Annotated in this window: 22 protein-coding genes and 1 pseudogene; 12 read left to right on the top strand and 11 right to left on the bottom strand. The window is 44.1% G+C overall.

Annotated elements, in window-relative coordinates; genetic code table 11:
* Nucleotides 1–36 precede the first annotated feature (36 nt).
* The gene (locus tag AACX33_RS23925) at nucleotides 37–1,221 is read right to left on the bottom strand and encodes an NAD(P)H-quinone oxidoreductase subunit H (protein ID WP_193998765.1); all 1,185 of its coding nucleotides are present in this window, start codon (nucleotides 1,219–1,221) and stop codon (nucleotides 37–39) included.
* Between the two features lie 220 nt (nucleotides 1,222–1,441).
* Here AACX33_RS23925 and rsmH point away from each other — a divergent pair, with 220 nt between their 5' ends.
* Entirely contained in the window at nucleotides 1,442–2,344 is a 903-nt protein-coding gene (gene rsmH / locus AACX33_RS23920) for a 16S rRNA (cytosine(1402)-N(4))-methyltransferase RsmH (protein ID WP_193998764.1), read from the top strand.
* A gap of 269 nt (nucleotides 2,345–2,613) precedes the next feature.
* On the opposite strand, the gene AACX33_RS23915 is transcribed toward rsmH, so the two are convergent.
* Nucleotides 2,614–5,139 carry a cyclic nucleotide-binding domain-containing protein gene (locus tag AACX33_RS23915; protein WP_193998763.1) on the bottom strand — a complete coding sequence of 842 codons (2,526 nt, stop codon included), beginning with the start codon at nucleotides 5,137–5,139 and terminating at the stop codon, nucleotides 2,614–2,616.
* A gap of 825 nt (nucleotides 5,140–5,964) precedes the next feature.
* Here AACX33_RS23915 and AACX33_RS23910 point away from each other — a divergent pair.
* The gene (locus tag AACX33_RS23910; protein ID WP_193998762.1) at nucleotides 5,965–8,661 is read left to right on the top strand and encodes an EAL domain-containing protein; all 2,697 of its coding nucleotides are present in this window, start codon (nucleotides 5,965–5,967) and stop codon (nucleotides 8,659–8,661) included.
* Here AACX33_RS23910 and AACX33_RS23905 read toward each other — a convergent pair.
* The gene (locus AACX33_RS23905; protein ID WP_193998761.1) at nucleotides 8,639–10,855 is read right to left on the bottom strand and encodes a transglycosylase domain-containing protein; all 2,217 of its coding nucleotides are present in this window, start codon (nucleotides 10,853–10,855) and stop codon (nucleotides 8,639–8,641) included. The two genes, AACX33_RS23910 and AACX33_RS23905, sit on opposite strands and share 23 nt — an antisense overlap.
* Before the next feature lie 372 nt (nucleotides 10,856–11,227).
* Between AACX33_RS23905 and folK the strand changes: the two genes are divergently transcribed.
* Both folK and AACX33_RS23895 read left to right on the top strand, forming a co-directional pair.
* On the top strand, nucleotides 11,228–11,707 hold the full coding sequence (gene folK / locus AACX33_RS23900) for a 2-amino-4-hydroxy-6-hydroxymethyldihydropteridine diphosphokinase (protein WP_193999087.1): 480 nt from the start codon (nucleotides 11,228–11,230) through the stop codon (nucleotides 11,705–11,707).
* Nucleotides 11,708–11,792: 85 nt separating this feature from the next.
* Nucleotides 11,793–12,341, top strand: coding sequence for an NUDIX hydrolase (locus AACX33_RS23895; RefSeq protein ID WP_193998760.1), 549 nt, complete (start codon nucleotides 11,793–11,795; stop codon nucleotides 12,339–12,341).
* A gap of 226 nt (nucleotides 12,342–12,567) precedes the next feature.
* Here AACX33_RS23895 and AACX33_RS23890 read toward each other — a convergent pair whose 3' ends face one another.
* From AACX33_RS23890 to AACX33_RS23860, 7 genes are all read right to left on the bottom strand, one after another.
* Nucleotides 12,568–13,221, bottom strand: coding sequence for an HAD-IA family hydrolase (locus tag AACX33_RS23890; RefSeq protein ID WP_193998759.1), 654 nt, complete (start codon nucleotides 13,219–13,221; stop codon nucleotides 12,568–12,570).
* A gap of 60 nt (nucleotides 13,222–13,281) precedes the next feature.
* Nucleotides 13,282–14,475 (bottom strand): NAD(P)/FAD-dependent oxidoreductase, encoded by a 1,194-nt coding sequence (locus tag AACX33_RS23885; RefSeq protein WP_193998758.1) that lies wholly within the window; start codon nucleotides 14,473–14,475, stop codon nucleotides 13,282–13,284.
* 220 nt (nucleotides 14,476–14,695) lie between these two features.
* Nucleotides 14,696–15,868 carry an IS110 family transposase gene (locus tag AACX33_RS23880; RefSeq protein ID WP_193998757.1) on the bottom strand — a complete coding sequence of 391 codons (1,173 nt, stop codon included), beginning with the start codon at nucleotides 15,866–15,868 and terminating at the stop codon, nucleotides 14,696–14,698.
* 292 nt (nucleotides 15,869–16,160) lie between these two features.
* A complete protein-coding gene (locus AACX33_RS23875; protein WP_193998756.1) occupies nucleotides 16,161–16,415 on the bottom strand; it encodes a hypothetical protein in 255 nt (84 codons plus the stop codon).
* Complete coding sequence (locus tag AACX33_RS23870; protein ID WP_193998755.1) at nucleotides 16,408–16,695, bottom strand: hypothetical protein; 288 nt, start codon at nucleotides 16,693–16,695, stop codon at nucleotides 16,408–16,410. Before AACX33_RS23870 ends, AACX33_RS23875 begins: the two co-directional genes overlap by 8 nt.
* Nucleotides 16,695–17,024, bottom strand: coding sequence for a hypothetical protein (locus tag AACX33_RS23865; RefSeq protein ID WP_193998754.1), 330 nt, complete (start codon nucleotides 17,022–17,024; stop codon nucleotides 16,695–16,697). The genes AACX33_RS23870 and AACX33_RS23865 overlap by 1 nt, the downstream gene beginning before the upstream one ends.
* A 2-nt stretch (nucleotides 17,025–17,026) precedes the next feature.
* Complete coding sequence (locus AACX33_RS23860; protein ID WP_193998753.1) at nucleotides 17,027–17,185, bottom strand: hypothetical protein; 159 nt, start codon at nucleotides 17,183–17,185, stop codon at nucleotides 17,027–17,029.
* A 646-nt stretch (nucleotides 17,186–17,831) separates the two neighbouring features.
* Here AACX33_RS23860 and AACX33_RS23855 point away from each other — a divergent pair.
* The 5 genes from AACX33_RS23855 to AACX33_RS23835 all read left to right on the top strand — a co-directional run bounded on the left by AACX33_RS23855 (nucleotide 17,832) and on the right by AACX33_RS23835 (nucleotide 20,588).
* Nucleotides 17,832–18,161: a hypothetical protein gene (locus tag AACX33_RS23855; RefSeq protein WP_265338673.1), complete on the top strand. Its 330-nt coding sequence runs from the start codon at nucleotides 17,832–17,834 to the stop codon at nucleotides 18,159–18,161.
* 115 nt (nucleotides 18,162–18,276) lie between these two features.
* Entirely contained in the window at nucleotides 18,277–18,576 is a 300-nt protein-coding gene (locus AACX33_RS23850; RefSeq protein ID WP_227789278.1) for a hypothetical protein, read from the top strand.
* A gap of 49 nt (nucleotides 18,577–18,625) precedes the next feature.
* The gene (locus AACX33_RS23845) at nucleotides 18,626–19,279 is read left to right on the top strand and encodes a hypothetical protein (protein ID WP_227789277.1); all 654 of its coding nucleotides are present in this window, start codon (nucleotides 18,626–18,628) and stop codon (nucleotides 19,277–19,279) included.
* Nucleotides 19,276–19,458: a hypothetical protein gene (locus AACX33_RS23840; protein ID WP_194003882.1), complete on the top strand. Its 183-nt coding sequence runs from the start codon at nucleotides 19,276–19,278 to the stop codon at nucleotides 19,456–19,458. Before AACX33_RS23845 ends, AACX33_RS23840 begins: the two co-directional genes overlap by 4 nt.
* Before the next feature lie 23 nt (nucleotides 19,459–19,481).
* Nucleotides 19,482–20,588 (top strand): hypothetical protein, encoded by a 1,107-nt coding sequence (locus AACX33_RS23835; RefSeq protein WP_194003880.1) that lies wholly within the window; start codon nucleotides 19,482–19,484, stop codon nucleotides 20,586–20,588.
* Nucleotides 20,589–20,823: 235 nt separating this feature from the next.
* On the opposite strand, the gene AACX33_RS23830 is transcribed toward AACX33_RS23835, so the two are convergent.
* Nucleotides 20,824–21,402, bottom strand: a complete 579-nt coding sequence (locus AACX33_RS23830; RefSeq protein WP_194003877.1) for a tyrosine-type recombinase/integrase — start codon at nucleotides 21,400–21,402, stop codon at nucleotides 20,824–20,826.
* A gap of 223 nt (nucleotides 21,403–21,625) precedes the next feature.
* Here AACX33_RS23830 and AACX33_RS23825 point away from each other — a divergent pair, with 223 nt between their 5' ends.
* The 3 genes and pseudogenes from AACX33_RS23825 to AACX33_RS23815 form a co-directional block, all read left to right on the top strand.
* The gene (locus AACX33_RS23825; protein ID WP_227789276.1) at nucleotides 21,626–21,979 is read left to right on the top strand and encodes a hypothetical protein; all 354 of its coding nucleotides are present in this window, start codon (nucleotides 21,626–21,628) and stop codon (nucleotides 21,977–21,979) included.
* A gap of 602 nt (nucleotides 21,980–22,581) precedes the next feature.
* Complete coding sequence (locus AACX33_RS23820; RefSeq protein ID WP_227789275.1) at nucleotides 22,582–25,233, top strand: alanine-zipper protein; 2,652 nt, start codon at nucleotides 22,582–22,584, stop codon at nucleotides 25,231–25,233.
* A gap of 2 nt (nucleotides 25,234–25,235) precedes the next feature.
* Nucleotides 25,236–25,779, top strand: a pseudogene (locus AACX33_RS23815) (hypothetical protein); the annotation flags it as partial.

Below are 25,779 nucleotides of genomic sequence, written 5' to 3'. Positions count from 1 at the left end.
TTCTCCCCTGCACCCTGCCCCCTGCCCCCCTGCCTCTTATCTGTCTACAGATCCCATGATTACGTCAACACTGCCGAGGATGACGACAATATCTGCAACTTTCATCCCTTTTAGTAGTTCGGGGACAATTTGCAGGTTGTTGAAATCAGCCGGGCGAATTTTCCACCGCCAAGGGAAGCCGTTGTCATCGCCTACTAGATAAATTCCCAGTTCACCTTTGCCGCTTTCTACACGGGAATAGATTTCACCTTTGGGCATTTTAAAGGTCGGTGAAACTTTTTTACCAATGTATTGGTAGTCAAAGGCATCCCACTCGGATTTTTTTCCCGCCGCCATCCGCTTGGCTTCTAGGTTTTCGTAGGGGCCTCCTGGTAGTCCTTGAATTGCTTGGCGAATAATTTTCACAGATTCGCGCATTTCTCGCATCCGCACTACGTAACGGGCGAAGCAATCACCGGCGGTTTCCCACTGTACGTCCCAATCAAAATCGTCGTAACATTCGTAGTGGTCAACTTTCCGCAAATCCCATTTCACTCCAGAGGCGCGTAACATGGGGCCGGATAGTCCCCAGTTGATTGCTTGTTCGCGGGAAATCGTGCCAATACCTTCGACACGACGGCGGAAGATGGGGTTATCTGTTACCAGACGTTCGTACTCGTCAACTTTGGGTAATAAGTAGTCGCAGAAGTCTAAACATTTATCTACCCAACCATAGGGTAAATCAACTGCTACGCCACCCACACGGAAGTAGTTGTGGTTGACCATCCGGTAGCCAGTGGCAGCTTCCCACAAATCATAAATCATTTCCCGTTCTCTAAATTGGTAGAAGAAGGGAGTTTGCGCGCCTACGTCAGCGAGAAAGGGGCCAAACCAGAGTAAATGGTTAGCAATTCGGTTCAGTTCCAGCATGATGACGCGAATGTAGCTGGCGCGTTTGGGAACAGTTACACCTGCTAGTTGTTCTGGGGCGTTAACGGTGACTGCTTCGTTAAACATCCCGGCGGCGTAGTCCCACCGACTGACGTAGGGGACGTACATGACAGTCGTCCGGTTTTCGGCAATTTTTTCCATTCCCCGGTGCAAATAGCCAATTACCGGTTCACAATCAACGACATCCTCGCCATCCAATGTGACAATTAACCGCAAAACCCCGTGCATTGAGGGGTGGTGTGGCCCCATATTCAGCACCATAGGTTCGGTGCGGGTTTCTAGTCTTGCCATAAGTTCCTTGTTCTCCCGTTATGAAAATTTCAACTTGAACCGCGTGATGCCAACCAGACTCGATTAATCTTGTCTGCCAAAATCAGGTAAGGGAAATATTGTTGAGAAGTCGCCTAAGCAGCGTCTACATCTATCGCCCATACAGGAGTATGTTGGAGAGGAGTGGCAGCAAAGAGATTTTACTTGCTGTTTTATTTTGTTTCACTTCTTCAACTATTATATGGAGCTTGAGATTCAGGGAATTGAGGCGCAGGAATTTCTTCATGTGCCAGTTTTAAGCCAAGAGGTGATTGCAGGTTTGGCTGTACGTCCTGGCGGACATTATCTTGATGCTACGGTGGGCGGTGGTGGTCACAGTCGCCTGATTTTAGAGGCTGCAACTGATGTGCGGCTAACGGCTATTGACCAAGATGAGGATGCTTTAGTGGCGGCGCAAAAGCATTTAGCTGAGTTTGGTGACAGGGTAGAGTTTATTCTCAGCAATTTTTCGGCTTATAAATATACTCCTAACACTTTCGATGGGATTTTGGCTGATTTGGGTGTAAGTTCTTACCATTTAGACCAGCCAGAACGGGGTTTTAGCTTTCGCCACGCGGCAAATCTGGATATGCGAATGGATCAGCGACAATCTTTAACGGCTGCTGATGTGATTAATGAATGGGATGAGACGGAATTAGCTGATATTTTCTTTAAATACGGTGAGGAACGACTATCACGGCGCATTGCTAGGCGGATTGTGGAAAGACGACCATTTCAAACTACCACTGAATTGGCTGAGGCGATCGCCTATGCTGTCCCCCGTCAATATCGTTATGGTCGGATTCACCCAGCTACAAGGGTTTTTCAAGCTTTGCGAATTGTGGTTAATGATGAGTTAAAGTCTTTAGAAACTCTTTTGGATCAAGCCCCGAAGGCGCTGGTTCCCGGTGGACGCATTGCCATTATCAGTTTTCACAGTTTGGAAGACCGCCCGGTGAAACATGGTTTACGCAATTCTCCTTTACTCAAGGTATTGACTAAAAAGCCAATTACTGCTGAGGAGGAAGAATTAGGGAATAATCCGCGATCGCGTTCTGCCAAGTTGAGGATAGCTCAGAGAGTGGGAGACTCAGACACTCAATAGTATTTTCCCAGGATGACACCAAACAAATTCAGTTGTTTGAATTTTTGAAAAAACTCATGAAACCTCACCCCAACCCTCTCCTTACTAAGGAGCTACCGTGTACACACAAGTCCTATCTGTCTGCGTTTACGTCTATTTTGCCCCCTAAATCCCCCAAGTCTGGGGGACTTTGAAAATTCTTGTTCCCCCATAATTGGGGGCTAGGGGGCGATTCGATCACTTGTGTGTATACCGTAGTTACTAAGGAGAGGGAGCAGGAGTATTTTTCTTTAAGCCACAATAATTGCCCACATAGTAACTCCCAAGCCAATGGCGGCTAGATGTTGCCAAAAGAGCGATCGCACAGGTTGACGAGCAATTTTTTGGGTTAAAATCATCGTTAATAACACTGAGAAAATCAGAGTAGCACCTTGTAAAAAGTCAATCACAGTTGGATGAGCTACCAAAATTGGTAATTGTTCCCCATTTAAACCAAAAGTAGCAAAAGTCACAGGTAAAATTCGCCCACCTTCACCCAAACCCAAACGCAGATAATGAGCTAAGTTACCCCCCAGCACCAATGGTAGGTAACCATAGGTAAGTTCCAGAAATGGTCGAGGTTTCCGCCCAAATTTAGTTAACTGCATCAAGCCATAAGCCGCAAAAATTACCGCCGTCGGGATGATCAAAATTAGCAGAGAAAATCCCAAATGCTGCCAAAACAAAGTTAAATCAATTTCTAAACCTAACCAAGACTGCAACTCTGGTAAACGATGCAGATAAACTCCACCCAACAGCAAAAACAACAACGCCACTTCATAGCTGTGGGGTGTATGAGTTGTCCACAGTTCAATCGCCGGGGGACGCAAATTGAACTCAACGGAACGATGGGGACAAGCTTTGAGACAAGTCATACACAATACACAGTCTCGATTGTCTGACAACTGTGCTGGGTGGGAATATACCGGACAGCCATTAGTTTCTAAGCCTTCGCCCTTTTCGGGGCCGCCTTTGTAACACTGATAAGTAGTGCAAGAAGCCGAACAGATACCTTGTTGCGCCCTGAGTTCAGTCATCGAAAGTTTAGCAAATAAACCATTCATTCCCCCAATAGGACAAAGATACCGACACCAAAACCGCCGCTCAAAAATGGCTGAGAAAATCATCGCCCCAGCCGTAATTAACAGTAGTAAACAAGCGGAAAGATAGGCGGTATTTTGTAAATCCCAGAGTTCTTCCCATAAGAAAATCAAGGCAAATAGTCCAAACATGAACCATCCGCCCCATTTTTCAGCTTTTTGTCTCGGCCAACCTTTGAGTTGTCTGGGAAACAGCCATAGCGAAAGTTTTTGGGTAATTTCGCCGTAGATCATAAAAGGACAGACAGAACACCAGATTCGACCTAAGAAGGGGAAGAGAAACAGAAAGAACGGCCACCACCAAGCCCAAAAGAAATTTAAAACAAAATTGCGATCGCGTGTTTGCGGCCCCATAAATAAAATGGCAATGATCACCGCAAACCCGGCGAACGTCAAACCATAATTAATCCGATCTGGCCACCAAGGACTCCGCAGAAATTGCCGCAACCGAGGATAAGCATTTAAAAGGTTGAGACGTAATTGTTTTTTCTGCGTTTGGGCTGACCAAAATATTTCTTCTGTTAACTCTCGGCCATCACCTACCTGTACAATTGCCCGTTCCACAAGATTTTTTAATTCCTTGAGATTACCGGGGAAATCGTAGGACTGTAAGCGCCGCAAAGCTTCTGGGGTTATTTTTGGTTTAGAAAGACCCTTACCCCGAATATAAAGACTGGTGTAATATTCTACTTGGGCTTGAATATCTGTTTTCCGTACCCGTAGCGGCGGCACTTTAATCATACAACCAATACACCGTTCAATCTCCGATTGAGTTTTTTCGGAAACAATGATCACACGGGCTTTACAGGGGCGAGGTTCAGCAGCTGGTTCTCCCGCACGAGTCACCGGAGTATATTTGCCTGTTTTTACCAACTGTGCCACAGACGGTAATAATTCTGGAGGCAATTCTTGGATATTGTTAAAAACAATCGTGCCTTCCCCCAGCCATTCTAATAGTCCTGGTTTACCCCCAGCGCGACCGAACAAATCCATCCCGCTCGTTTGGAGAATTCCACAGTTGACCTTAATAATCGGTTCTCGCCTTTTGGGTGACCCGTAGTGAATTAGGGCGGCTATATTATCTTTTTCTAAGCCTGGTTCGCCGAAAATTTCTACAGATTCACCTTTGCTTGCGGCTTCTCTAATTTGCTCTCGCAGACGCACAGCATAGCGACTTGTACCCACAATTCCGCGTTGGGCTTTGGTAACCAGATATGGCCGCAAGGCGACAGCACGTTCTTGTTCATAGCCAAGTGCAGATGTTACCTGCGCCAATTCTTGAGCGAGTAAACGGGAAAAGGCCTGAGAAATTTCCGGGTATTGGGCGACTAATGAACGAAAATTAGCAGCAGATATCACCAACAACTGGCATTCAGTCACAGTAGTAACTGTACAAGGAGTTAACTCATCTAACAGCAATTCCTTGAGTTGAACGATTGCGCCGGGGAGAAAACCACAGGCTAAGGCGGGGTTATTTTTACTGCTAGTCTGGCTTTCGAGTTGCCCTTGTTGCAGAATGTAAAGCGCTTCTGGGGAAGTACCTTCACTAACTAAACGGCTTCCGGCTGGAAAAAATTTTGACTCAATGACTTGAGCGATCGCATCTAGCACCGCAGGTGAGAGAATTCCTAAAGGTGTGCGTTCTTGTAGCCATATAACCGTTTCTGGAGATGTCATGATATATTCTCCGTGCGGGTTGATGTATAAAATATAAAAGGATTATCGCTGATCAAGACTGTGAAAACAGTTTTGTCCAAGACGTAAATTACCATGACATTCCGGACAAACCAGACACACTGTACATCATATTCCGGGAGATTGACAAACCATCAAACCATCCATAAACTGATATTGACATCATATCTGATAGTTTAGAAAATGCTTCTAGGAACCGCAAACAGAACTTCACCCCAACAATCAGCAACGCACCTGACTGGCAAAATCGGCAGGGGTAGCGAGATATGCGGATCATTGGAGTCTGAAAATTCTCATGATCCTCTGAGAAGATCACAAAACTCATTCAAAAAACAAAATTAAATTACCAACCGCAATACGTGATGAATTTATTGAATCTGCCTAATCTGTGGGTACCTTTAGCGTTGTTAGGTTTAATTGTGCTAGCTGCGGTGTTTTTCAGTCGCAGTACTTGATTTCAAGACAAGTTAGCTTGACATCACGACACCCAACACTTACCGCAGAGAAATCTGATTTTATTCTTCATATGAAAGAGTTCATTTAATCGATAAATTAGTGGCATTAAAGTCACCATTACGCAAATATACGATATATTAACTTAAGTATTTGATTTAATCCTGGTGTTGAACCTAGCATTAAATTTTAAGACTGTGAGCAAAAGAGATCAGTTGCATAAACTGGTGAAAAATTGGGATTACTCCTCAGATATAGCAGAGATTTTCCAGAAAACAAAGACTGAAAAATCAAATTAATTTAATCCATGTTTTTCTCAAAAAATTCTCAGATATAAAAAGTTAAGGATGAGTAATGCCAGAAAATGAGTGGGAACAAATACGCCACCTGTTGGTTGTCCAAGACTCTCAAGGACAGCAGATTATCCCCCTTCACGAGGCTACTTATTCTCTGGGACGGCATCGTGAAAACTCTATCGTCCTTCGTTCACCTTCAGTATCCAGGCAACACGCAATTTTATTGCGAGTAACTATTGCAGAAACTGACCAATATCGCTTTCGGATTATAGATGGTAACTTCACAGGCAGGGGTAGTAGTAATGGGTTATTAGTCAATGGGACTAAATGCTTCTCTCATAACCTCAAGCATGGAGATGTCATTATATTTGGTAACAATCAAGCTCAGGCTAAATACTATGCTGTTTCTAACCTTTCAGAATCAGCATTTTTGGCCTGTTCTGAAGTTGAAGACCTATCGGAATTTCTGTCACGGGAAGCCGACCCCCTGAATGATTTTACATTTTTACTGAGTGATCCTGACTCTGAAGAAGCTAATGATACAGCCTTAGCTCGTTTAGCGTCTTTCCCAGAAATGATCCCCAATCCGATTATTGAGATTGATTTAAAAGGGAGGGTAACTTATCTCAATCCAGCTGCGTCTTTGGAGTTTCCCAAACTCAAGACAATGGGCAAACAACACCCGATGCTGACAGGCTTACTCAGTGCAGTGGCTAATCGCCAGAAAAATCCTTTTGTGCGGGAGGTGCAAGTTGGTCAAAAAATCTTTGAACAATCCGTACATTTTTTGCCAGAAAGTGATTTAATTAGAACTTTTGTTGCTAGGGAAATTACACAGCAAAAACAAGCTGAAGCCGAGCTAAAGCAGCGCGATCGCTTGCTCAAGGCAGTTGCAGAAGCAACCAATTATTTGCTGGTAGAAATGAACTATGAAATGGCTATTGACAAAGTGATGGCGGTGCTGGGAGAAGCCGCTAAGGTAGATCGCGTCTATTTCTTTAGTAACCACATCGATGCAGAAACCGGGGAAATGGCAGTTAGCCTCCAGTTTGAATGGACAAACGTCAAAACAGGATCTTCCCTCCACCACTGGCAAAAGAAAACTTATCGGTCTGCTGAATTAGAACGTTGGTATGCTGTTCTCTCTCGTGGACAACCAATTAAGGGACTCACAAGAGAATTTCCTGCCGCCGAGCGAGAATTACTCTCCAGAGACGGCATCAAATCTCTGCTTCTAGTACCTCTGCGGCTAGAAAAAGAATTTTGGGGTTATCTTGGCTTAGTAGATTGTTCCACAGAGCGTCTTTGGTCGAAGCATGAAGAAACTACACTTTTGACAATGGCCGCCAGTATCAGTGGTGCTTGGCAGCGTCAGCAGGTATTTGCCAAGATCCGCTTTCAGGCTCTTCATGATCTCCTGACTGAATTACCCAATCGGCTATTATTCGATGAGATGCTGCATAAAGCCGTACCCAACTCGTTTCGCAATGGGGAAGCTTTAGCGGTGATGTTTCTTGATTTAGATCGTTTTAAGGGGATCAATGACACCTTGGGTCATAAACTGGGAGATCGATTATTACAAGACGTGGCGCAAAGATTGAAAAACTGTCTCAGAGAGGGAGATACTTTTGCCCGTTGGGGAGGTGATGAATTTACCATCCTCCTACCGCGCGTGAATTATCTTGAAGAAGTATCCCAGGTAGCACAGAGGCTTTTACAAGCCTTAGAGGATGTATTTTATCTGGACGGACACGAACTATATGTGAGTGCCAGCATCGGCATTGCCTTACTTGATGAACATAGTCCTGATGCTGAAACTTTAATTCAGCAGGCAGATACTGCTTTGTATTATGCCAAGGATCAGGGCAGAAATAACTACCAGTTTTACAACAATACCCTCAATACCAAAAATCCTGAACTCCTCACCTTAGAAAAGAGCTTGCGCTATGCCCTAGAAAGGAAAGAATTAATGGTCTATTATCAGCCTAAAATAAATATTATCACGAAAAAAATTACTGGTATGGAAGCGCTGTTGCGTTGGCAGCACCCTGATATGGGATTAGTCGCGCCCAATGTTTTCATTCCTCTGGCTGAGGTAAATGGATTAATTATCCCTATTGGCGAATGGGTATTACATACAGCCTGTATTCAAAATCAAGCTTGGCAGCAAGCCGGATTTTCTCCCCTGACTATTGCCGTCAATTTATCTCCTCAACAGTTCCACCAACCTACACTGGTGCAGACTGTAGCGACAATTTTAGAACAGACAGGTTTAGACGCGGAATTTTTAGAATTAGAAATCACAGAAACGACAGCCATTGAAGATTCAGATTTTACTAGAACTGTGTTGCAAAATTTACAGCAGATGGGCGTTCATTTTTCTATTGATGACTTTGGTACTGGTCATTCTTCGCTGTCGCGTTTACAAATGTTACCATTTCACAATTTAAAAATTGACAGGTCTTTCATCCAAGAGTTGACAAAGGATGCCAAAGCTGCTCATATTGTCCAGGCGATCGTGACTTTGGGGAGAAGTCTAGGATTGACATTAACTGCCGAAGGGGTAGAAAAGCAAGAGGAACTGGATTTTTTGGCATCCATCGATTGTGAGGATGTTCAGGGTTTTCTGTTCTACAAACCCCTGTCGGCTGAAAAGGCTACAGAAATTCTCCAACTTGAAAAGGATGGGGGATTGCATGGGCAAATAGTTTCTCCTTCTCCCTTGTCTGTTTCTAATCCCCCGGAGGCGAGCTAGGTCTAAGTCTCTCCCTCCAGGAAGGCTGGGGCTTTGCCGAACTAGAAGGACTGGCGGGGGGTGAAGAACGGGGCTTGATGGTGGGTGGCGCAGCATCTGATTGTACTCTTCTAGTTCTTCTGGGAGGGGAAGATACTCTAGCAGGTCTAGCAGGTTGATTGGTGGTTTGTGGCTGAGAACGTCTTCTGGAACTTCTGGATGAGCGGGTAACTTTAGCACTGGGGGGACTTGGCTCACTTGCCGCAGGGGAAAGAGAACGATGCTGCACTGATTTCGGTTTGATAGGCTGCGCCTTAATGCTACCGACGCGACCTTGTAGTTTGGGTCTTTCGGGAAACTTTTCTACAGGCATTCCCTCCACTGCTTTTTCCATAAATGCTCGCCAGGTGTAAGCAGCACTACCACTACCTCCCGATGTGGGACGGTTGTTATCATTACCTAACCAAACGCCTGTGACTATTTGGGGAATGTACCCAATAAACCACAAATCGCGGGATTCATCGGAGGTTCCGGTTTTGCCGGCAACAGGTCTATTCTTTAATTGGGCAGGGCCGCCAGTACCGGCTTCGACGACGTTGCGTAGCATCCAGGTCATAATCCCGGCACTGGTGGGGTCAAGAACTCGCTGATGCTGGAAATCGTTTGACCAAACCACTTGTCCTTGACGGTTGAGGATACGGCGAATGCCATGAGCTTCTATGTACAATCCTTGAGTAGCAAAGCTGCCATAAGCGTTGGTTAACTCTAGTAGATTGACTTCATGGGAACCCAGGGCTAAAGAATAGGTGGGCTGGAGTTCGGATTTAATGCCCAATTTGCGGGCAGTATTCATAATTGGCTCAAATCCCACATCCAGCAATACCTTCACCGCAATTACATTAATGGAACGGGTGAGGGCATCTCTGATGGTCATGGAGCCGCGAAAATTTCTGCCATAGTTTTGTGGTTCATAGCCATCGACGACAAAAGGTGCATCCAAATACCTGTCGTTGGGACTTTTACCGCTGGCTATGGCTGCGGCATAGACAAATCCTTTAAATGTCGAGCCTGGCTGACGCTTTGCTTGGGTAACCCGATTAAATTGATTTTTACTAAAGTCTTTTCCTCCCACCATGGCCTGAATTTCACCGTTGCGGGGGTCTATGGCTACCAAAGATGCTTGAGTAAAGTTCTGCCAGCGACCTTGATTTTTCAAGGTTTTGGTAACTGCGGCTTCTGCGGCTTGCTGCCAAGTGGGATTCAGGGTAGTTTCGACTACTAAACCTCCTTGTGTCAACAAATCAGCAGAAACATACTTGGGTAATTCTTGGAGGACGTAACTGGCGAAGTAGGGCGATTGTACTTGTAGCCGCTGGGGAAAACTACTGTTGAGGTTGAGCGCTTCCTGAGCTGATGTCTGCCTTTGGGCTGATGTAATTAGTTCATCTTCATACATCCGTTGCAATACTATATTTCGTCGCTGGATGGCGGCTGTAGGATTTTGGATTGGGGAGTATAAACTTGGGGCCGGAGCTAATCCGGCAATCATTGCCGCTTCCGCTAGGGTGAGTTGGTCTACCGTTTTACTGAAGTATACCCAGGCGGCATCGGCTACACCATAAGCTCCAGATCCTAAATAAACCAAGTTTAGGTAACGTTCGATAATTTGATTTTTGGTTAACTCTTGCTCCATTTTCTGAGCTAGACGCACTTCTTTGAGTTTGCGCCAGATTGTCCGCTCTTGTTTGAGGAAGAGAATTCGCGCTAGCTGTTGGGTGATGGTACTACCACCTTCTACTACAGTCTGCGATCGCATATTATTTAAAGCGGCTCTGAGTATTCCTTGAGGATCAATACCATGATGATTTTCAAACCTTCTATCTTCTGAAGCAATAAAAGCTTGTTTGAGTTGATCTGGGATTTCCTCCAGTCTCAGCCGTTCTCTGGTGGCTTCACCTTGTTGTTGTAGTATGCTTCCATCAACAGCTTTGATGGTTAAGGTTTGCGCTCGGCTGGTCACTTTTAGTTCCGATTTTTCTGGCAAACTTTGATCGATGGTGCTAATGAAGTAGTGCAGTCCAATAATTGAACCACCTATACCCAAAGTTGCCCAAAACCAGCGCCGACGATAAAACGGTCGGTCTCGGCTGCTAAATATACTAGTGATTCCAGAGGAAACACTATTGATTTGACTCCATAACTGCCTTGTACTCATAAAGTTTGTGGGTGGTAAGCTCTCATTTTTCGCTTCCTTGTTCTCGTAATTATTACCAGGGGTCAATGGCGTTTCCTCCTTGTCAGAGTCGCTCCAATTGGTTGACCTGTGCTTGAACTAGGAGGTGAGCTTTCCCACATCAGTTCCTCTCTTAAAGTACCTGAGACCTATCCATTGTGTGAAAATCTTGGGGTTAGCGCACCACGTTTGTGTTAGTATAATAGCCTATAAATAATTAACTGAATTGATTAATACATAAAAATATTTTTGCGGGATTTTTTAATTCTTTGTCAGTATTCATACACCAGTTTTAACTAATTGTTCAAACCAGCAAGTTTATTACAGATATCTGCTCAAGGTGCGACAGATCAAATGAGTGCGATCGCCCTCGGTGGTAATATTGGCGATTCAGATCTGATTTTAGCCGCGGCTATAGAGACATTAGCCACAACACCAGGAATTAAGCTACAGGCTAAGTCCAGTTGGTATAGAACTAAAGCTGTCGGGCCACCGCAGCCAGATTATTTAAATGGTTGCGCCATATTGCAAGTACAAATGCCACCACTTTTATTATTAGAGACTTTACTGGCCACTGAACAAAAATTTGGGCGAGTGCGTCAAGAGCGCTGGGGTGCGCGATCGCTTGATTTAGATTTGTTGTTATATGATGACTTAATCATGGATACGCCCCAACTCCAGATTCCTCACCCCCGAATGCGAGAGCGGGCTTTTGTTTTAATCCCACTGGCAGAAATTGCCCCCAATTGGGTAGAACCCACTTCTGGACGCGTAATTCAAGATTTAGTCACAGAGGTAGACTGTTCTGATGTACTCTTATTAAAGAGCAATTAAAGTTACAGGTCAAAAAAAGAAAAGTCCCTGTTTTTACTAACCGAACAGTGTTTGTATATGTGTGTACATATAACATAAATTTACTATGCCATTAGGTAGAGAATTACCACAGTTACTGAAACAATGCTTGTTTTATAAAGGGCGCAAGTTTGATTTTGAAGTCAATCGCCTGCGTTTACCGAATAAAGCCGAAGGAGATTGGGAATGTATTCGTCACCCTGGTGGAGCCTTAGCTGTGCCTGTGACCCCAGACGGTAAACTTGTCCTCGTGCGCCAGTATCGTTTTGCCATTCAGGGAAGGATATTAGAGTTTCCCGCCGGGACTCTGGAACGCAATGAAGATCCTCTGGAAACAATACAGCGCGAAATTGCGGAAGAAACGGGTTATAGCGCCCAAAAGTGGGACAAACTAGGTGAATTTTTCCTCGCTCCCGGCTATTCTGACGAAATTATTTATGCTTTTCTCGCACGAGATTTGACAAAGCTGGAAAATCCGCCCAAACAAGATGAAGATGAGGATATCGAAACTGTCTTGATGACTCCCGAAGAACTGGAGAAAGCTATTCTCCAAGGACAGCCAGTCGATGCTAAATCAATTTCTAGTTTTATGCTGGCGCGTCCGTTTTTGCTGTAATTCTAGTCTCCCCTCTGCTGAATCAGGAACCACCGTTTACACACAAGGGATCGAATTTAGCCCAGCCCTTACAGAATCGCCCCCTAGCCCCCAATTATGGGGGAACAAGAATTTTCAAAGTCCCCCAAACTTGGGGGATTTAGGGGGCAAAATAGGCTCAAATGCAGACAGGCAGGACTTGTGTGTACACCGTAGCGCCAGCGAGGAGATGAGCAAGGGCTATATCTCAAGATTTTGTCTCACGATTAAGCCAAATACCTCTCAACCCAGCTGCTTTCGCACCTTGATAGTCCTCTACAATACTGTCGCCAATGTGCCAAGCTGCTTCCGGTGGACAATTATGTTTTGCTAAGGCGATCGCAAAAATTTGGGGATCAGGTTTAGCAGCACGGGCTTGGGTAGAAATCGTGATCGAGCTAAAATAACTACTCAATTCCAAGCTTTGCAATACTGAGAAAATTCGGGAATCGAAATTGGACAGTATCCCTAATTCAATTCCCTGTCGTCGCCAATCTATCAAAGATGACAAAACATCAGGATAAATGAACCACGGTTCCGCCGTCCCAAAGTGGATATAAAGTTCACTAAAAAATCCTGAAAAATCATCAAATTCTGACAAAACTCCGGCGCTTTCAAAAGTATTCAGCGCGATTTTCCGCCACCAATCAAACTCCTGTTGGGGAATATCATGTAACTCTGCATTGGGAAATATCGGCGGTGGTGCTGCTTTAAAGCTTTGCAGAAAGGTTGTATTCAATATTTCTGCGGAAACTTCAACTTCAAATTCCTTAGCTATTTGACTATAAACTTCGCCCACACTGCCTTTTACGCCGAAGAGTGTGCCGACAGCATCTAAAAGAATAACTTTCGGTCGTTCCATCAAACCTTGTATAATTAATTGTAAATTTGGGATTTTAGATGGTGGTGAAAACACCAAATTTTACTGAGAGAGTGTATCTATAATAGGACGAACTAGCCAATTAAATCCAACTTTCAGTTGATGATCTAAAGTTGGCATTCGATAGAGATAAGCCAGACGACGGGCAATATATGCGAAGGAACCATCTAATTTGATCCCTAAACCTGTCAGAGTGGCGTTGTCTTTGCCTAATACCATCATTTCCCCCAACGGCTGGTAACGGAATGGCAATAAAGGGCGATTAGTTAAAGAAGCCCAGATATTCCAAGCAGTATAATCAGCTTGTTGAAAAGCAACTTGGGCTGTAGCTGGGACTTGTTGACCTTCAGCATCAACACAGTCGGCTAAATCTCCCAAGGCAAAGATTTCTGGATGCTCTAAAACTTGTAAAGTCGGTGTAGTGGTGATTTGACCACGCTGATTTTGCTTTAAAGCCAGTGTCCGGACTACAGGTGAAATTCTTGTGCCTATAGTCCAAATGACTAAATCTACAGGAATTGTATCTACCTGATTTTTATATTCTAGGGAAATACTATCCAGTCCTATTGATTCAACTTTGGTTTCTAAATCCAGAAATACTTTTTTTGCGTCTAAAGCTTTTTTGGCAGCTTCGCGGTTAAATTCTGGGGAAGTGCGTAAAATTTGATCACCGATTTCAATCAGGCGGAAACGTCCCCTTTCTCCTAATCTGTCGGCTAACTTACAGGCTAATTCCACACCACTGTAACCAGCGCCTATAATGGCGACGCGAATTTTGTCTGCATCAGATTCTTCCAGAACTCGCAGACGTTCTTCTAAACGATAGACATCAGTAATGTTGCGGAATGGGTAAGCGTGGGATGTAGCACCGGGAACCATATCTAATGGTGTTTCTCCACCCAAAGCCAATACTAAGCGATCGTAGGCGATTTCTGGGCCATCTTGTAAATGTATCCGTTGTTGTTCGGTGTCAATTCCAGAGACAACTGCTTGATAAAACCGGACACCTGTGTTTTGCAGAAGTTCTGCAAAAGGTGGCGCAATTTCCCAGGTTTGCAATTCCCCGGTGAGTAATTCGTAGAGTAAAGGTGCAAAAATAAAGCGATCGCTTTGATCAACTAAAACTATTTCCGGTTTTTCGCCATTTTCCCAAGGTAACTGGCTTAAGCGGAGGGCTGTGTAGAGACCACCAAAGCCTCCACCAAGGATACATATTCTAGGAGTTTGTTTAGTCATCGATTTTATAGGAAAGTCAATCCCCGCATGGCAACTACCTTCAGTCTAGTAGATTTATGATGGTGACTGACTGCAATAATAGAATGCAAGGCAAGACGATTTATCGTCTCTAAGCAGGGGAAAGTATCTGTAACAATTTCATTGTTATCACCCCAGCCTTCATACTGATTCCGATTGCAGTAGATACAGAAAAGTTTCGGCACGTCAGTCACCACCCCAATCAGGTCAGCATTTTAAATAGAAGCTTCACGGCACGGACTGCCACTCGCATTCTGATCAGCTTGACTGGTTTGCCGGCTGCTTTTTCAACATCAAGAAATTCTCCCAACTCTTTCAATATGGGATTGGTGCGGCGGCGGGCTGGTTCAACAGATGTAAAAACCCACTGCCAAAGGGCGCGGCGGCATACAGCGCTACCACCAGAAACTTTGGACTTAGAAATGTCGCCGCTTGACTCCTGAGATGGAGCAACACCCAAAGCCTTTTGAAATTTTCTCAGGGATAAATGTCTTTTCGTAGGTTTACCAGACTTTCGCCCCTTCCTGATTTTGATAATTGGCTTGGAATCTTCCCCCAAGTAATTTTGTAGTGGGTAAATTTGGGACAAAATTATAGATTGTGTGCGATCGCCAAAATTGAAATTCTGGAAAACCTCACAATAAGCTGTAAACTTTTCATCAGCTAGCATTGCAGCCAATTCATCCTCAATTAATTGCTCTTCACTTTCTAAGCTACAAATCCGTTCTGCATGAAATTTAACAGAATCCGTTAATCCCAGACCCGCTGTATTTTGGTAAAGCAGATCATACCTTTTACTTTCGCGCTGCCCGCATAGCCAGCCCCATAGCAAAGGAACCCTTCCAGAAACACCACGGCGCGACCTAACTAATGCGACCTCTGGGAACTGCCATGCTAAATCCTGCCTAACTCTATTGATTATGGGTGACTGGATTCTGGAAAGATGATTCAGCCGTAGTACTAATTCCCTCATGCGGGAAATTGTGCGATCGCGTACCTGGACAAACCGTTCCAAATCATTCCCGTAATCCCATTGGTAACAAGCCAGGGCCAGCGAGTCGGCATCATCATCTTTATCTGGTAGTCCCAAGTGGTTCTCCCGATAATTCCTCAACTGTTTGTGACCCACAAGCCGAACCTCTACGCCAGCACGGGTCAAATGTTGCACCCAAAATTTAGAGTAATTCATCCCCGTGGGTTCAAGGATCGCAATTTCAGGCCGCAGCAACATCAGTCCAGCTATACCTGTGACTGTAGTTTCAAATTTATAAAACCGACATTCATAGTAAAATTCTCTTGGGTTACTTGGTTTTTCTGTAAGTAAACAGCAGGAAATGCTGGACTTAGAAACATCTAACCCCACAACTCTAATCATTTTGTTTTGTTTTTTTTGCGTAGGTGAGTAAAGTGTGTCTGACGTGCTTGTGAATCACCCAAAGGCCAAAGAGCCTGATTCAGTCTCAAAGCAATACCCAACATTTGCAGTGTTGGGTGGACACATTTACAGCTAGTTAGCCGAGCTTATGAAGGTAGAAAAGCCAGAAGCTTCTTTCAGTGTGAAAGCCCTAAGCTAACCGTGCTGTTTTGCGGGGCTGATTTGGACTCAGACCGCGACGTGAGCGTGGCTCACGTTTCGCCGGTGAGTTAGTCCGGCTCTTCAGGCGGTTTTAATGAATCTTAATGGTCATCGCCTGGGCGTGATTCTCCCTGGCGATATAGTACTGGTCTACAAGCTCATCAATAAATTCTGGGGATTGCTGTGCAACTTTTCCCTCAGCTACCTCAATAAAAAATTCGACCCACTCTTCTGGGGAATGTCCATGCTTGTGGCAGATAAACTTTATTGCGGCTCCAAGTGTTGCGGAAGCTAACACGAAGTCACGCTTATCCATGAGAAATTCAGTTTCTTTTATTTCAGTCATTTTGTAGGTCTATTTTTATTGCTAGTTTTTCACCCATCTGCCAAGATTTGGCAATGAGTGAGTTAACGTGGTCACTTATTTGTTGGTCTGTTAAAGCATCCAGATGGTCACTGCCAACTACCCCGAACAGGTGTGCCACTTCATCAGAATTCTTGTCTGTAAATTTAGCGATGAAATCGCACATGGCATTGAGGCAAGCGGCGTTAGTTAATAGCATTCGCTTGTCTATGAGTGCGTATCGGTCGTCGTAGGGGAGAAGTGTTTTTGGGTGTGTTTTCATTAAAAATCACCTCCTTCACTCACTTCAGAGTCAAAAAGGATTTCTGTATCTGGTTTTTCTGACTTCATCCCTTCCATTACTACTGCTAGTACTTGTTGTGCTTCTTCAATTTTTCGGTAAAGGTCAGACAGTTCTTGTTTCGCAGCATTAAATACTTCGACAACTTCACGAGAAGCATCTTCCCGGATTTTCCACTCAACGGATTCCATTAATTTGGAGCATTCCACCTCTGCAATCTTTTGCGGTGCATCAACTTCTATGGTCATTTCTAGGCGCTTGCTTTCATAATTTCCGAGGTTTAGCACTCGTTGGTATGTGATGGTTTTCACTTTCATATATCAAAAATCACTTCAAATTTATAAGGTGTGTTGGTTTTGAGAAGTTTGGCGTATTGGTCAGCGTCACTGCGTTTTCTAAATCTTGTCAGCAAAAGATTTGTAGCGCCGTCTATGCGGAAGACAGCCCAAGGACTAGCCAGTTTATAGCTCATAGTTCAAACTCCAGTTTTTAAAAAACCAGCAATAGCCACCAGCTATTACTGGCTCGACATAAGTACAGAACTGATTGCATCGAATTGAATCCCAATGGGAGAATTGGGAATGAATTTAACAGTTATCTTCTGGACATCACCTCCTTTGACCCTTGGCGGTTGTTATTCCTAATAGGGAAGAAAGATGGACAGCAAGAAGGTTATGAGGACGAAAATGGTTCCAAATGTTAGCGGGTGAGCTAGGGCAAAACCATAAATTGTTTCCAAGGTATCTTCAATTTTTCTGATCATTGGGTATTGGTCATTGGGTGTTGGTCATTGGGCATTGGTCATTGGGTATTGGTCATCGGGTATTGGTCATTGGGTATTGGGAATAGGGTATTGGTCATTGCAGACATAAAAAAATCACCGCGCTGTCACGAGTTGACAGCGCTATAGTCTCCGGTGATTTGTATAGGGTGTTTCCGTGCGGGATACTCGCAATCACAATGCACGGGTGCTTGCTCCATGTGGTATTCCCCGGTGTGGGGTGGGAGCGGTTTTTAATACACTTGCCAAATTAGATGTACACGTGTACAACTAAAGATAGTTTAGTACCACACGTGTTAAATTGTCAATACCACACCTGTAGAATAAGGGAAAGTACATGGGTAGAATAAATGGGCAGAAAAGCGACTCACGGACAGAGGAAGGAAAATATAACCTTGACGCTAACTCCAGAGGGCGTGGAGCTACTGGAAGTCAAGGCCAAGACTCTGGGAATCAGCAAGAGCGAGTTTATAGAACGAATAGCCAGGAATTTAATTTCAGAAAATCAGGAAGAACAGTTACTGGGGGAATGCTGTGCCAGCTAATTGAAGAATGGGAACAGCAGCTGGCCGTCAAAAAACTAGAAGTTGAGCGATTGGAATCTAGAATTAATGAATTCCGTGCGCTTCAAGAAGAGTTAGATCAGAAAATCCAAGAAAATCCATAAACCGTCCACCTATCCACAGGTCGGACGGTTTTTTAATGCTTATGACTAACATCACTGAAGGGAAGCATTTAAAAGCTACATGATGAATTAATACCACCCACTTTATTAACTCATCATGAGCCATCCAATTCTAATACTGTTACTGACGATGTTGGCAGGGTCTTTGTATCTCGCCTGGCTAGTTATCAACTCGCGTAAATCAGCACAGAGGCGTTACAGGCGGACTACTAGAAAGAGTCCCGAAAAACTCAAGCGGGTTAATTCATCAACCAGAAGCAAGTTGTTGAGGATGGTACGGGGAGATGAGGAGTTAGCTTACAGACTAGTCAGACAAGTGAAAGCTTCGGCTCCGAATCAATCAGATCAGTGGTGTTGGGAAAAAGCAATTTGGGACTTGGAGCGCGATCGCAATTAACATTCCTAGCACCTCCAATAGGTGGTGATAGATTCTTTTACTCAAAAATATGACCTGGACAGAAAAGCACGACCAATTTTGTTTAAAGAACCACATCCCACCAGCTGCAAAACTTCTCTGGCAGTGGCTAATCAGAGAAGGAGTAGCCGAAGAAGTAGAACCCGACTTGTCCGAATTTAACCACTGGGTAGAGAAACATCGAGGCAAAGGCTACGCCCACAATTACCTCAAACAGATGTTTAACGTCTTGGTGGAGAACCGTGTAATACAGACAATCAAGCAGTATTCATGGAAAGTATTTAAGTTAATAGTTAGACCACTGGAATGGTTAAAACCACGTAGGAAAGAAAAGTTACACAATCCTAATTCTACTTACAAAACACCCACCCCAAACCCTAGTAAATCCGTTGAAGATGATATTCAGCAGCAGCATATCTTATCTAATCAACAACTGATGTCTGAGAGCGGTATTCATTTTGACACCGAAGAGACTGAAGTTTTAAACCGTCCTCAGTTTGAGATTCAAGCCGCGCTGCTGTTATTTAAACTTCGTGGGGCTGCTGAGAAAATCAATAACCCAGAAGGATGGGTGAGGCAGTGCTTAAGACGGCGCTACTGGGAACAACCAAGGAACTACGGTGCTATCTGTCAGCACTTTGGGGGTGCGGTGATAAGCATTGAGCAATTGGAATTAACACCATGAAGGAGAGAGAACTTTTCAAGAAGTGGATTCGCGATCGGTTTATCACAGAAGCCGAATTAGCTGATATGCCATTGTATTTAGCACTCTGCTGGAGTGAAGCCATGAAAGAAATTGCCGGTACAGTAAGACATCAAATAGTCCCGTTTCGGCGGCGAACACGTCGCGGTAGCAGTAGATAGTTTTTAAATCCAGGTGCTTAACAATGAACACATTATTTAACGTGACTGAATATACATCAGTTAAACCTTTTGAGGCTGAATATGATCCTTTTTGGGATGAAGTGATTTTAGATTGTTCTGGAAGAGTTGATGACTCAGGTCAGGGGACACTGTTCTATGAGGACTCAGAGGAAGCACCGGAACCAGATGATTACCCAACAAGGACTGATTACTTAAAAGCATGGATTGATTGGGAAAAACGGTTTCCAGAACAAGTTATACCTCCTGGCAGTAGTTGGGAGAGTAATTATCGCGGTTATAGGTGTGAGTTTTTCGTTCTAGAAAAGCGTGACCAGCACCAAATAGAATTCGAGGCCTGGAATGACTACCTAATGTGTGGAAATTTCCAGGGTAACTACGACACCCCCGCGGAGGCAGAGCTAGATTTTGTTGAATTCATAGATGAAACTTACCCAGGGGAGAGAACTACACCACCAAATAGGGGTGAGATGATGCGGCGGGCGTTGGATGTCCCAGAAGAGAATGACAGTGTTCTGGAAGAGTTTAACGAAGACGGTGATTTTATAGATGTCATCAAAGCGCCGATTCAGGGGTGGCATTTTGAAGAGGGGGGAATTTACTGGCACTCTTCCAGAAACCGTAAATTTAAAATCACCAAGCTATTTAGCACTGTTTCCAAAGCTCAAGGATATTTCGCCGGTGAGATTATCAAGGAGAAAATTACTTTATCAGAATTGTCACCTCTGCCTGATGAACCAATATTGTGCGCCGGTATAACTTCCCCGCAGCAAGAAGTTGAACCTTGCCTGGTTAACCTTGAAATTCCCCAGCCGGCAGAAACTACCCAACCCGCAGAAACTCTTCCAGAACAAGTAAACAGTATTTTGCAAGAGTCAACTGTTAACCAGTGGGTGGAATCTTATTATGTGACTCGCAGCGGCTCAAAGTATTGGTATTACAGGTATTGCTACTACCAGGGACGGATTAAACATATCCATATACCAGGGGGTAATACTACAAATAATAAGTGTCTGGAGATGAAAGCGCGAGTTGAGGCGGCGATCGCGCTGCGAAAGTCTCCTAGTGAAATCAAGAATTTCATCAAGGGTGGTTTTGGGATGAGTGGTTAGAAGTTTTTAAAAAAAATAGGTATGCCCTACTCGCAAGGGTATACCTATATCAGGGGTGCATCTATATCATCAACCAGTATAGACATACTATCGCACAGGAACAAAGAGCTATGTTGACGCGATCGCGCCGAGTAAGTCTTCCAGAAAAAAAAAGAGGTGTCCCCACGCGCTGGGGCGTACCTCCCCAAGAGTCTTCTGATTTTATCAGTATAAATGTATTATTCAATTTCAAAAATCAGAGCGTGTTAATCGCTCCTTTGATTTCATCAGAGTCAATTTCTATATATCCTTCTAGGGATTTAAAATCCCGGTGACCGGTGATTCTTTTGATGGTCGCCACCCCGACTCCATTCTTGTACAGCTTGGTAATGAAGCTGCGACGGGTGCTGTGGGTAGAGATTCCCTTAGCCGTTAACCCGGAATTTTCAACAGCCTTCATAAACACCGCGTACACATTTCTCCAGGTCACACACTTATCCCCACCCCGATTTGGGAACAGCCAAGGACTAGCGCCAGGAGCGAACGACCGCAGATTTTCAAACAAGATTGGATGTACTGGCACTTGTCTAGTTTCAGCAGTGCCATCAGGCCGCTTCTTTCTGGTGACGGCGCGAAAAGTGATCACATCCCTGGGAATCCCATTCCCATCGTAAACATCACTTACTCGCAGCTGCACTAACGCGCCCCATCTTTCCCCGGTGTACCAAGCCAAATCTAATAGTAATTTGTATTTAAGAGATTTAATATTTCTTCTCAGTTTTGAATAATCATTGTCGGTCAATACGGCTGCTTTCCCACTGCGGTCATTTTTCATCGAAAAAGTTTTACCTTTTACTATTCCGGTTTTACCATTGAGGTTGGTAATTATGGAATATCTTCTTTATTACCCACTATCTATAATAAGCTATACCCCTTGTATGGCAATAGTCCTGAGCATTTCTTAAGCATTCCTTTTTTACATAAAACTGGAACATTTACATTAAGCATCCGCTGAATTATTAATTAATTAAGAACAAAGTAATAATTGATAATTCATCATGGAAAAAACAGTAGTAGAAGTTTTTGGAACAGGTGCGGCGCGACTAGCAAGTGGTGCAACTACTCCTGAAAGTGGATTATTTATCCCCGATTCAGCCTTAGAAGATGCCGGATTGGCGACACCTGCGACCGCCACAGCTGAGGGACATTTGGCAGCAATACTTGTAGGCGCTCAATCAACGCTTACTCAAGCAGGTTATGACGCGAACATAGATCAGAGTTTATATTTGTTACCTGGATTTACAAGTTTTGTCTCCAGGGGCGTAGACAATGACTCCTATCGAGTGGATCAGATAACAGTTAGTCTGGCGAAACTTGATACTGGCTCCACCATTGACCCTGGCGCTTACTAATTGCGATGACACAATTTTGTGAAATTGGAAATACAGCAAGGGTCACTTTTCCAGATGGGAGTGTTCAGGAATTTAGCGACACCCCCGTTTCAATTAGCTGTGTAGATGTTCCCGTCAATTTAAGCTCCCCGGTAAGATGCTGGGGTTGGCGTGGGACTACGGCTAACAATTCTAAATGGGCTTTTTTTAGTTGCGCTAAAGTCGCATCTTGGCAAGTTAGCAGCCCTGGTTTTAGTCAGCCTTATCGCGACGGGGGGCGAGTTTTACTTACTAGTTTCTTTACTGGTACTACTGAAATAGCTTTTATTCCTAATGACGCTGCTAGGATTCTCTTCGCAACTGGATATACGCAAATTTCTGGAAATTGCGCCACTAGTTGCATGAATGAAAATTTGAACAAAATCATTACAGTAACTGGTAATACAGGGGCTAGTCTTTTTGAAGGCGAATTTGCCACCTGTAACTACTCTGTTGAGTGTTCTTCTGGATGCCCGCCCGGCACGCTCGATTGTGGCGACTGCTGCTTAAATTGCAACGATATTTTTAACTCAATTTCCTCATTACGCGCTGCGGTTGCTTCCCTTTCCTAACTTTTTCAAAAAATGACATCATGCTCACAAATTAGTGCTGAACTAGCCGCACTCTCAGCGCAAATATCGGCACTGGATGATAAATTCATTCTCAAGACTGAGAAACAAGGAATTATTGATTCCTCAGTCCAGACTTCCAAAGCAGCAATCATTCCCCAAATCCCTAATATTGCAGGTGCAATCGCAGCTACGGTATTTGGGCAGAAAATCAGCCCGTTCAACATTCGATTAGGCAACAATGAAAAGCTGACGGGTGACGCACTTAATAAGGCTAAACAAGGACTTGAAAAAGCATTTCAAGCTGCTGATGCTGCTAAAACTGCTGGTCAAGTCGCCGGGGAAGCTAAGGGGTTAAGTTTATCTGCGCTGGCGAAAATCTTAAGCATAACCTTACAAATTGCTAATATTCTGGCAACTATTGCGACTTTCCTCACCTTGAAAGCAAGGATTGACGCGCTTGAAAATTACACTGATTCTTTAGCAAATCAGATAAGCAAAGCATTTGGGCAAATTCTGACTGCTACATCTAAAGCCAATCAAGCTAATTCTAAAGCTGATGCAAATACAGCCAAAATTTCTAATATAAATGCAACTATTTCAGGGTTAAAGGCGCAAGTATCTAGCGCAATTAATAGCGCCAATAACGCGATCGCAAAAGCTAACCAGTCCATCTCAAAGGCTGACAATGCCCTGAGTACAGCCAATACCGCTAGTAGCAAGGCTGACAATGCCCTGAGTACAGCCAATACCGCTAGTAGCAAGGCTGACAATGCCCTGAGTACAGCCAATACCGCCAGTAGTAAGGCTGACAATGCTCTCGGCACTGCCAATACCGCCAGTAGCAAGGCTGACAATGCCCTGAGTACAGCCAATACCGCTAGTAGCAAGGCTGACAATGCCCTGAGTACAGCCAATACCGCCAGTAGTAAGGCTGACAATGCTCTCGGCACTGCCAATACCGCCAGTAGTAAGGCTGACAATGCTCTCGGCACTGCCAATACCGCCAGTAGTAAGGCTGACAATGCTCTCGGCACTGCCAATACCGCCAGTAGTAAAGCTAACAGCGCTGCTAGCAATGCTTTTGCTTCTCTAACGATGGCTGGCTCCGCCATTGGAATTGCCCAAACTGTGGCGGGAGGATTAAGCGCTTTAACTCAAGAGGTTGGGACTGTTGAGGGTGTCGCTTTAGAAGCCCTGGCGCTAGCAAAGCAAAAGCAGCCCATAACAGATATCAGTCAGCAGTTTGACCAGTTTGTACAGCAGAATAATCAAAAGCTGGGTGTTCAAGACTTGAAAATTTCAGACCTGGGGCAACAATTCAATCAGAACCTTGAACAGTTTAAACAACAAAGCAACCTCACAAGTCAACAAAAGTTTGACCAGTTTGTACAGCAGAATAATCAAAAGCTGGGTGTTCAGGACTTAAAAATCTCAGACCTGGGGCAACAATTCAATCAGAACCTTGAACAGTTTAAACAACAAAGCAACCTCACAAGTCAACAAAAGTTTGACCAGTTTGTACAGCAGAATAATCAAAAGCTGGGTGTTCAGGACTTAAAAATCTCAGACCTGGGGCAACAATTCAATCAGAAATCACAGCAACAAGAGCAAGTGAATCAGCAAAGTAATCTGAAATTAGATCAATTGATAGGGCTTGCGGCACTTATCCCAGCCAATGTAAATAATCTGGTAACTCCCAAGCTGATCACTCCGGCTCAGGTGCAATCAGCGGCAGGTACAGCGATTTGCAATAGTGTGAATGGTGGCTGTTTGGGTAAGGGATTAGATGGTGTAGGAAACAAGATAGGCAATTCTCTCGACAAAGCAAAAAAAGACATACTGGACAAAATTAATGCTGCTGCAAATGCCGCACAACTAGCATTACTTCAAAAGATTGACTTGAAATTAGGCGTTCAAATTGCGGGTGGAATTTCAGGGAAGTTAGTAGACGGATTTAAATGGCTCAAAATTGACAGAATATTAAATACCCTTACTTTTGCGGCAACGGTTCACAATGCCACAATGCTGTCTAATGACCTTCTCCAGACTTTGGTCGGAGTATTAACAAATGTATTAACTCTGATAGTTCCCAAGGATGATGCTGGGAACACTTTTAATGTAGGAGAGGCGATAAATGGCACTGTAGAAAATGCTGTTAAGGGAATTATAGGAGCCGAAAACTACACTGCCTTAAGCAATGCCTGGGCTAAGGCAAACCGAATTTATCAAGCTACAACCAATGTGCTTAACAGTTTCATGAACCTTACTCAAACTGTTCTGCAAGCAGCCGAGATGATAGCTGCTTATACAGGAAAGATTGGGAATGCTTTAAAGAAAGGTGGCGTAGTCCTTGAAAACGCCTATGGCTGGATGAATCCAAGCCCTAAGTTCAACCGAATGACGCAAACTTTAGAGAACTTGCAACAGGCGGCATCAACTGTCCAGATGGTGACTCAAGTCCCGCTGGACGTAATCAATGCGACGACGGAGCTAACAACAGCTTCAACTGAATTTGTTAAGGCAGTTAAAGAGGATGACAAGCCAGAAAATAAAGCTGTAGCTCAACCAGAACCAGACAAATTGAAAGCTGATGAGGCGACCGCTAAAACCGCTTCTCAACCCAATCCCTTTGACTTCTTAGACTTATTCGACGGAGAGGATTAACAATGGCATTGCCCGATGATTTTAATCCCTTTGAGCATCTGCAACAGACTTACAAATTAGAATTTAATCGTAGAGTTGATAGATTTTTCAAGGATGTTAGTGGTAATGGTGATTTAGATTCCCCCAGGTCATCTTTAAAGTTAGCCTGCCGGATTGATGATAATGATAATGACGCAATGATGAATATGCGTCATAACTTGTTTATGAATGTAATTGGCTACAGTCGCAAAAATTTGGCTGTAGTTTATGGGGAGAAGTTCGACACCGCGCCCCCAGTTTCGGGGCATCCGCAATTATTTTTCCACTTCTCCCAAGATGGAGCTGCACAGCCTAGCGATGAGCCATTAATTGAGCATGAGAAAAGTTGCAGATTAATGAAATTTAGCTGCACCACCGACGGTGTTCAACCGGCTATCACCAAAGCCAATATGGTTGAAATTGCTAATGAAATAAAAGCAGTATTCCTAGATGCCAAGAAAGGTATTACTTATACTACAGGCAACAAATCAGCAAGCTACACTGACCCTGATAATGGCTTTCCAAAAG

This window comes from Nodularia sp. LEGE 04288 (assembly GCF_963896525.1).
GTDB lineage: Bacteria > Cyanobacteriota > Cyanobacteriia > Cyanobacteriales > Nostocaceae > Nodularia.
This window is presented reverse-complemented; position numbering and strand designations above follow the sequence as displayed.

What these genes read in the sequence shown, in the direction of transcription:
- AACX33_RS23825 (WP_227789276.1), top strand. Translation starts at nt 21,626, where the DNA reads ATGGAAAAAACAGTAGTAGAAGTTTTTGGAACAGGTGCGGCGCGACTA.
- AACX33_RS23830 (WP_194003877.1), bottom strand. Translation starts at nt 21,402, where the DNA reads ATGAAAAATGACCGCAGTGGGAAAGCAGCCGTATTGACCGACAATGAT.
- rsmH (WP_193998764.1), top strand. Translation starts at nt 1,442, where the DNA reads ATGGAGCTTGAGATTCAGGGAATTGAGGCGCAGGAATTTCTTCATGTG.
- AACX33_RS23855 (WP_265338673.1), top strand. Translation starts at nt 17,832, where the DNA reads ATGGGTAGAATAAATGGGCAGAAAAGCGACTCACGGACAGAGGAAGGA.
- AACX33_RS23860 (WP_193998753.1), bottom strand. Translation starts at nt 17,185, where the DNA reads ATGAGCTATAAACTGGCTAGTCCTTGGGCTGTCTTCCGCATAGACGGC.
- AACX33_RS23870 (WP_193998755.1), bottom strand. Translation starts at nt 16,695, where the DNA reads ATGAAAACACACCCAAAAACACTTCTCCCCTACGACGACCGATACGCA.
- AACX33_RS23880 (WP_193998757.1), bottom strand. Translation starts at nt 15,868, where the DNA reads ATGATTAGAGTTGTGGGGTTAGATGTTTCTAAGTCCAGCATTTCCTGC.
- AACX33_RS23925 (WP_193998765.1), bottom strand. Translation starts at nt 1,221, where the DNA reads ATGGCAAGACTAGAAACCCGCACCGAACCTATGGTGCTGAATATGGGG.
- AACX33_RS23875 (WP_193998756.1), bottom strand. Translation starts at nt 16,415, where the DNA reads ATGACTGAAATAAAAGAAACTGAATTTCTCATGGATAAGCGTGACTTC.
- folK (WP_193999087.1), top strand. Translation starts at nt 11,228, where the DNA reads ATGAGTGCGATCGCCCTCGGTGGTAATATTGGCGATTCAGATCTGATT.
- AACX33_RS23890 (WP_193998759.1), bottom strand. Translation starts at nt 13,221, where the DNA reads ATGGAACGACCGAAAGTTATTCTTTTAGATGCTGTCGGCACACTCTTC.
- AACX33_RS23835 (WP_194003880.1), top strand. Translation starts at nt 19,482, where the DNA reads ATGAACACATTATTTAACGTGACTGAATATACATCAGTTAAACCTTTT.
- AACX33_RS23910 (WP_193998762.1), top strand. Translation starts at nt 5,965, where the DNA reads ATGCCAGAAAATGAGTGGGAACAAATACGCCACCTGTTGGTTGTCCAA.
- AACX33_RS23840 (WP_194003882.1), top strand. Translation starts at nt 19,276, where the DNA reads ATGAAGGAGAGAGAACTTTTCAAGAAGTGGATTCGCGATCGGTTTATC.
- AACX33_RS23820 (WP_227789275.1), top strand. Translation starts at nt 22,582, where the DNA reads ATGACATCATGCTCACAAATTAGTGCTGAACTAGCCGCACTCTCAGCG.
- AACX33_RS23845 (WP_227789277.1), top strand. Translation starts at nt 18,626, where the DNA reads ATGACCTGGACAGAAAAGCACGACCAATTTTGTTTAAAGAACCACATC.
- AACX33_RS23885 (WP_193998758.1), bottom strand. Translation starts at nt 14,475, where the DNA reads ATGACTAAACAAACTCCTAGAATATGTATCCTTGGTGGAGGCTTTGGT.
- AACX33_RS23905 (WP_193998761.1), bottom strand. Translation starts at nt 10,855, where the DNA reads ATGAGTACAAGGCAGTTATGGAGTCAAATCAATAGTGTTTCCTCTGGA.
- AACX33_RS23850 (WP_227789278.1), top strand. Translation starts at nt 18,277, where the DNA reads ATGAGCCATCCAATTCTAATACTGTTACTGACGATGTTGGCAGGGTCT.
- AACX33_RS23915 (WP_193998763.1), bottom strand. Translation starts at nt 5,139, where the DNA reads ATGACATCTCCAGAAACGGTTATATGGCTACAAGAACGCACACCTTTA.
- AACX33_RS23895 (WP_193998760.1), top strand. Translation starts at nt 11,793, where the DNA reads ATGCCATTAGGTAGAGAATTACCACAGTTACTGAAACAATGCTTGTTT.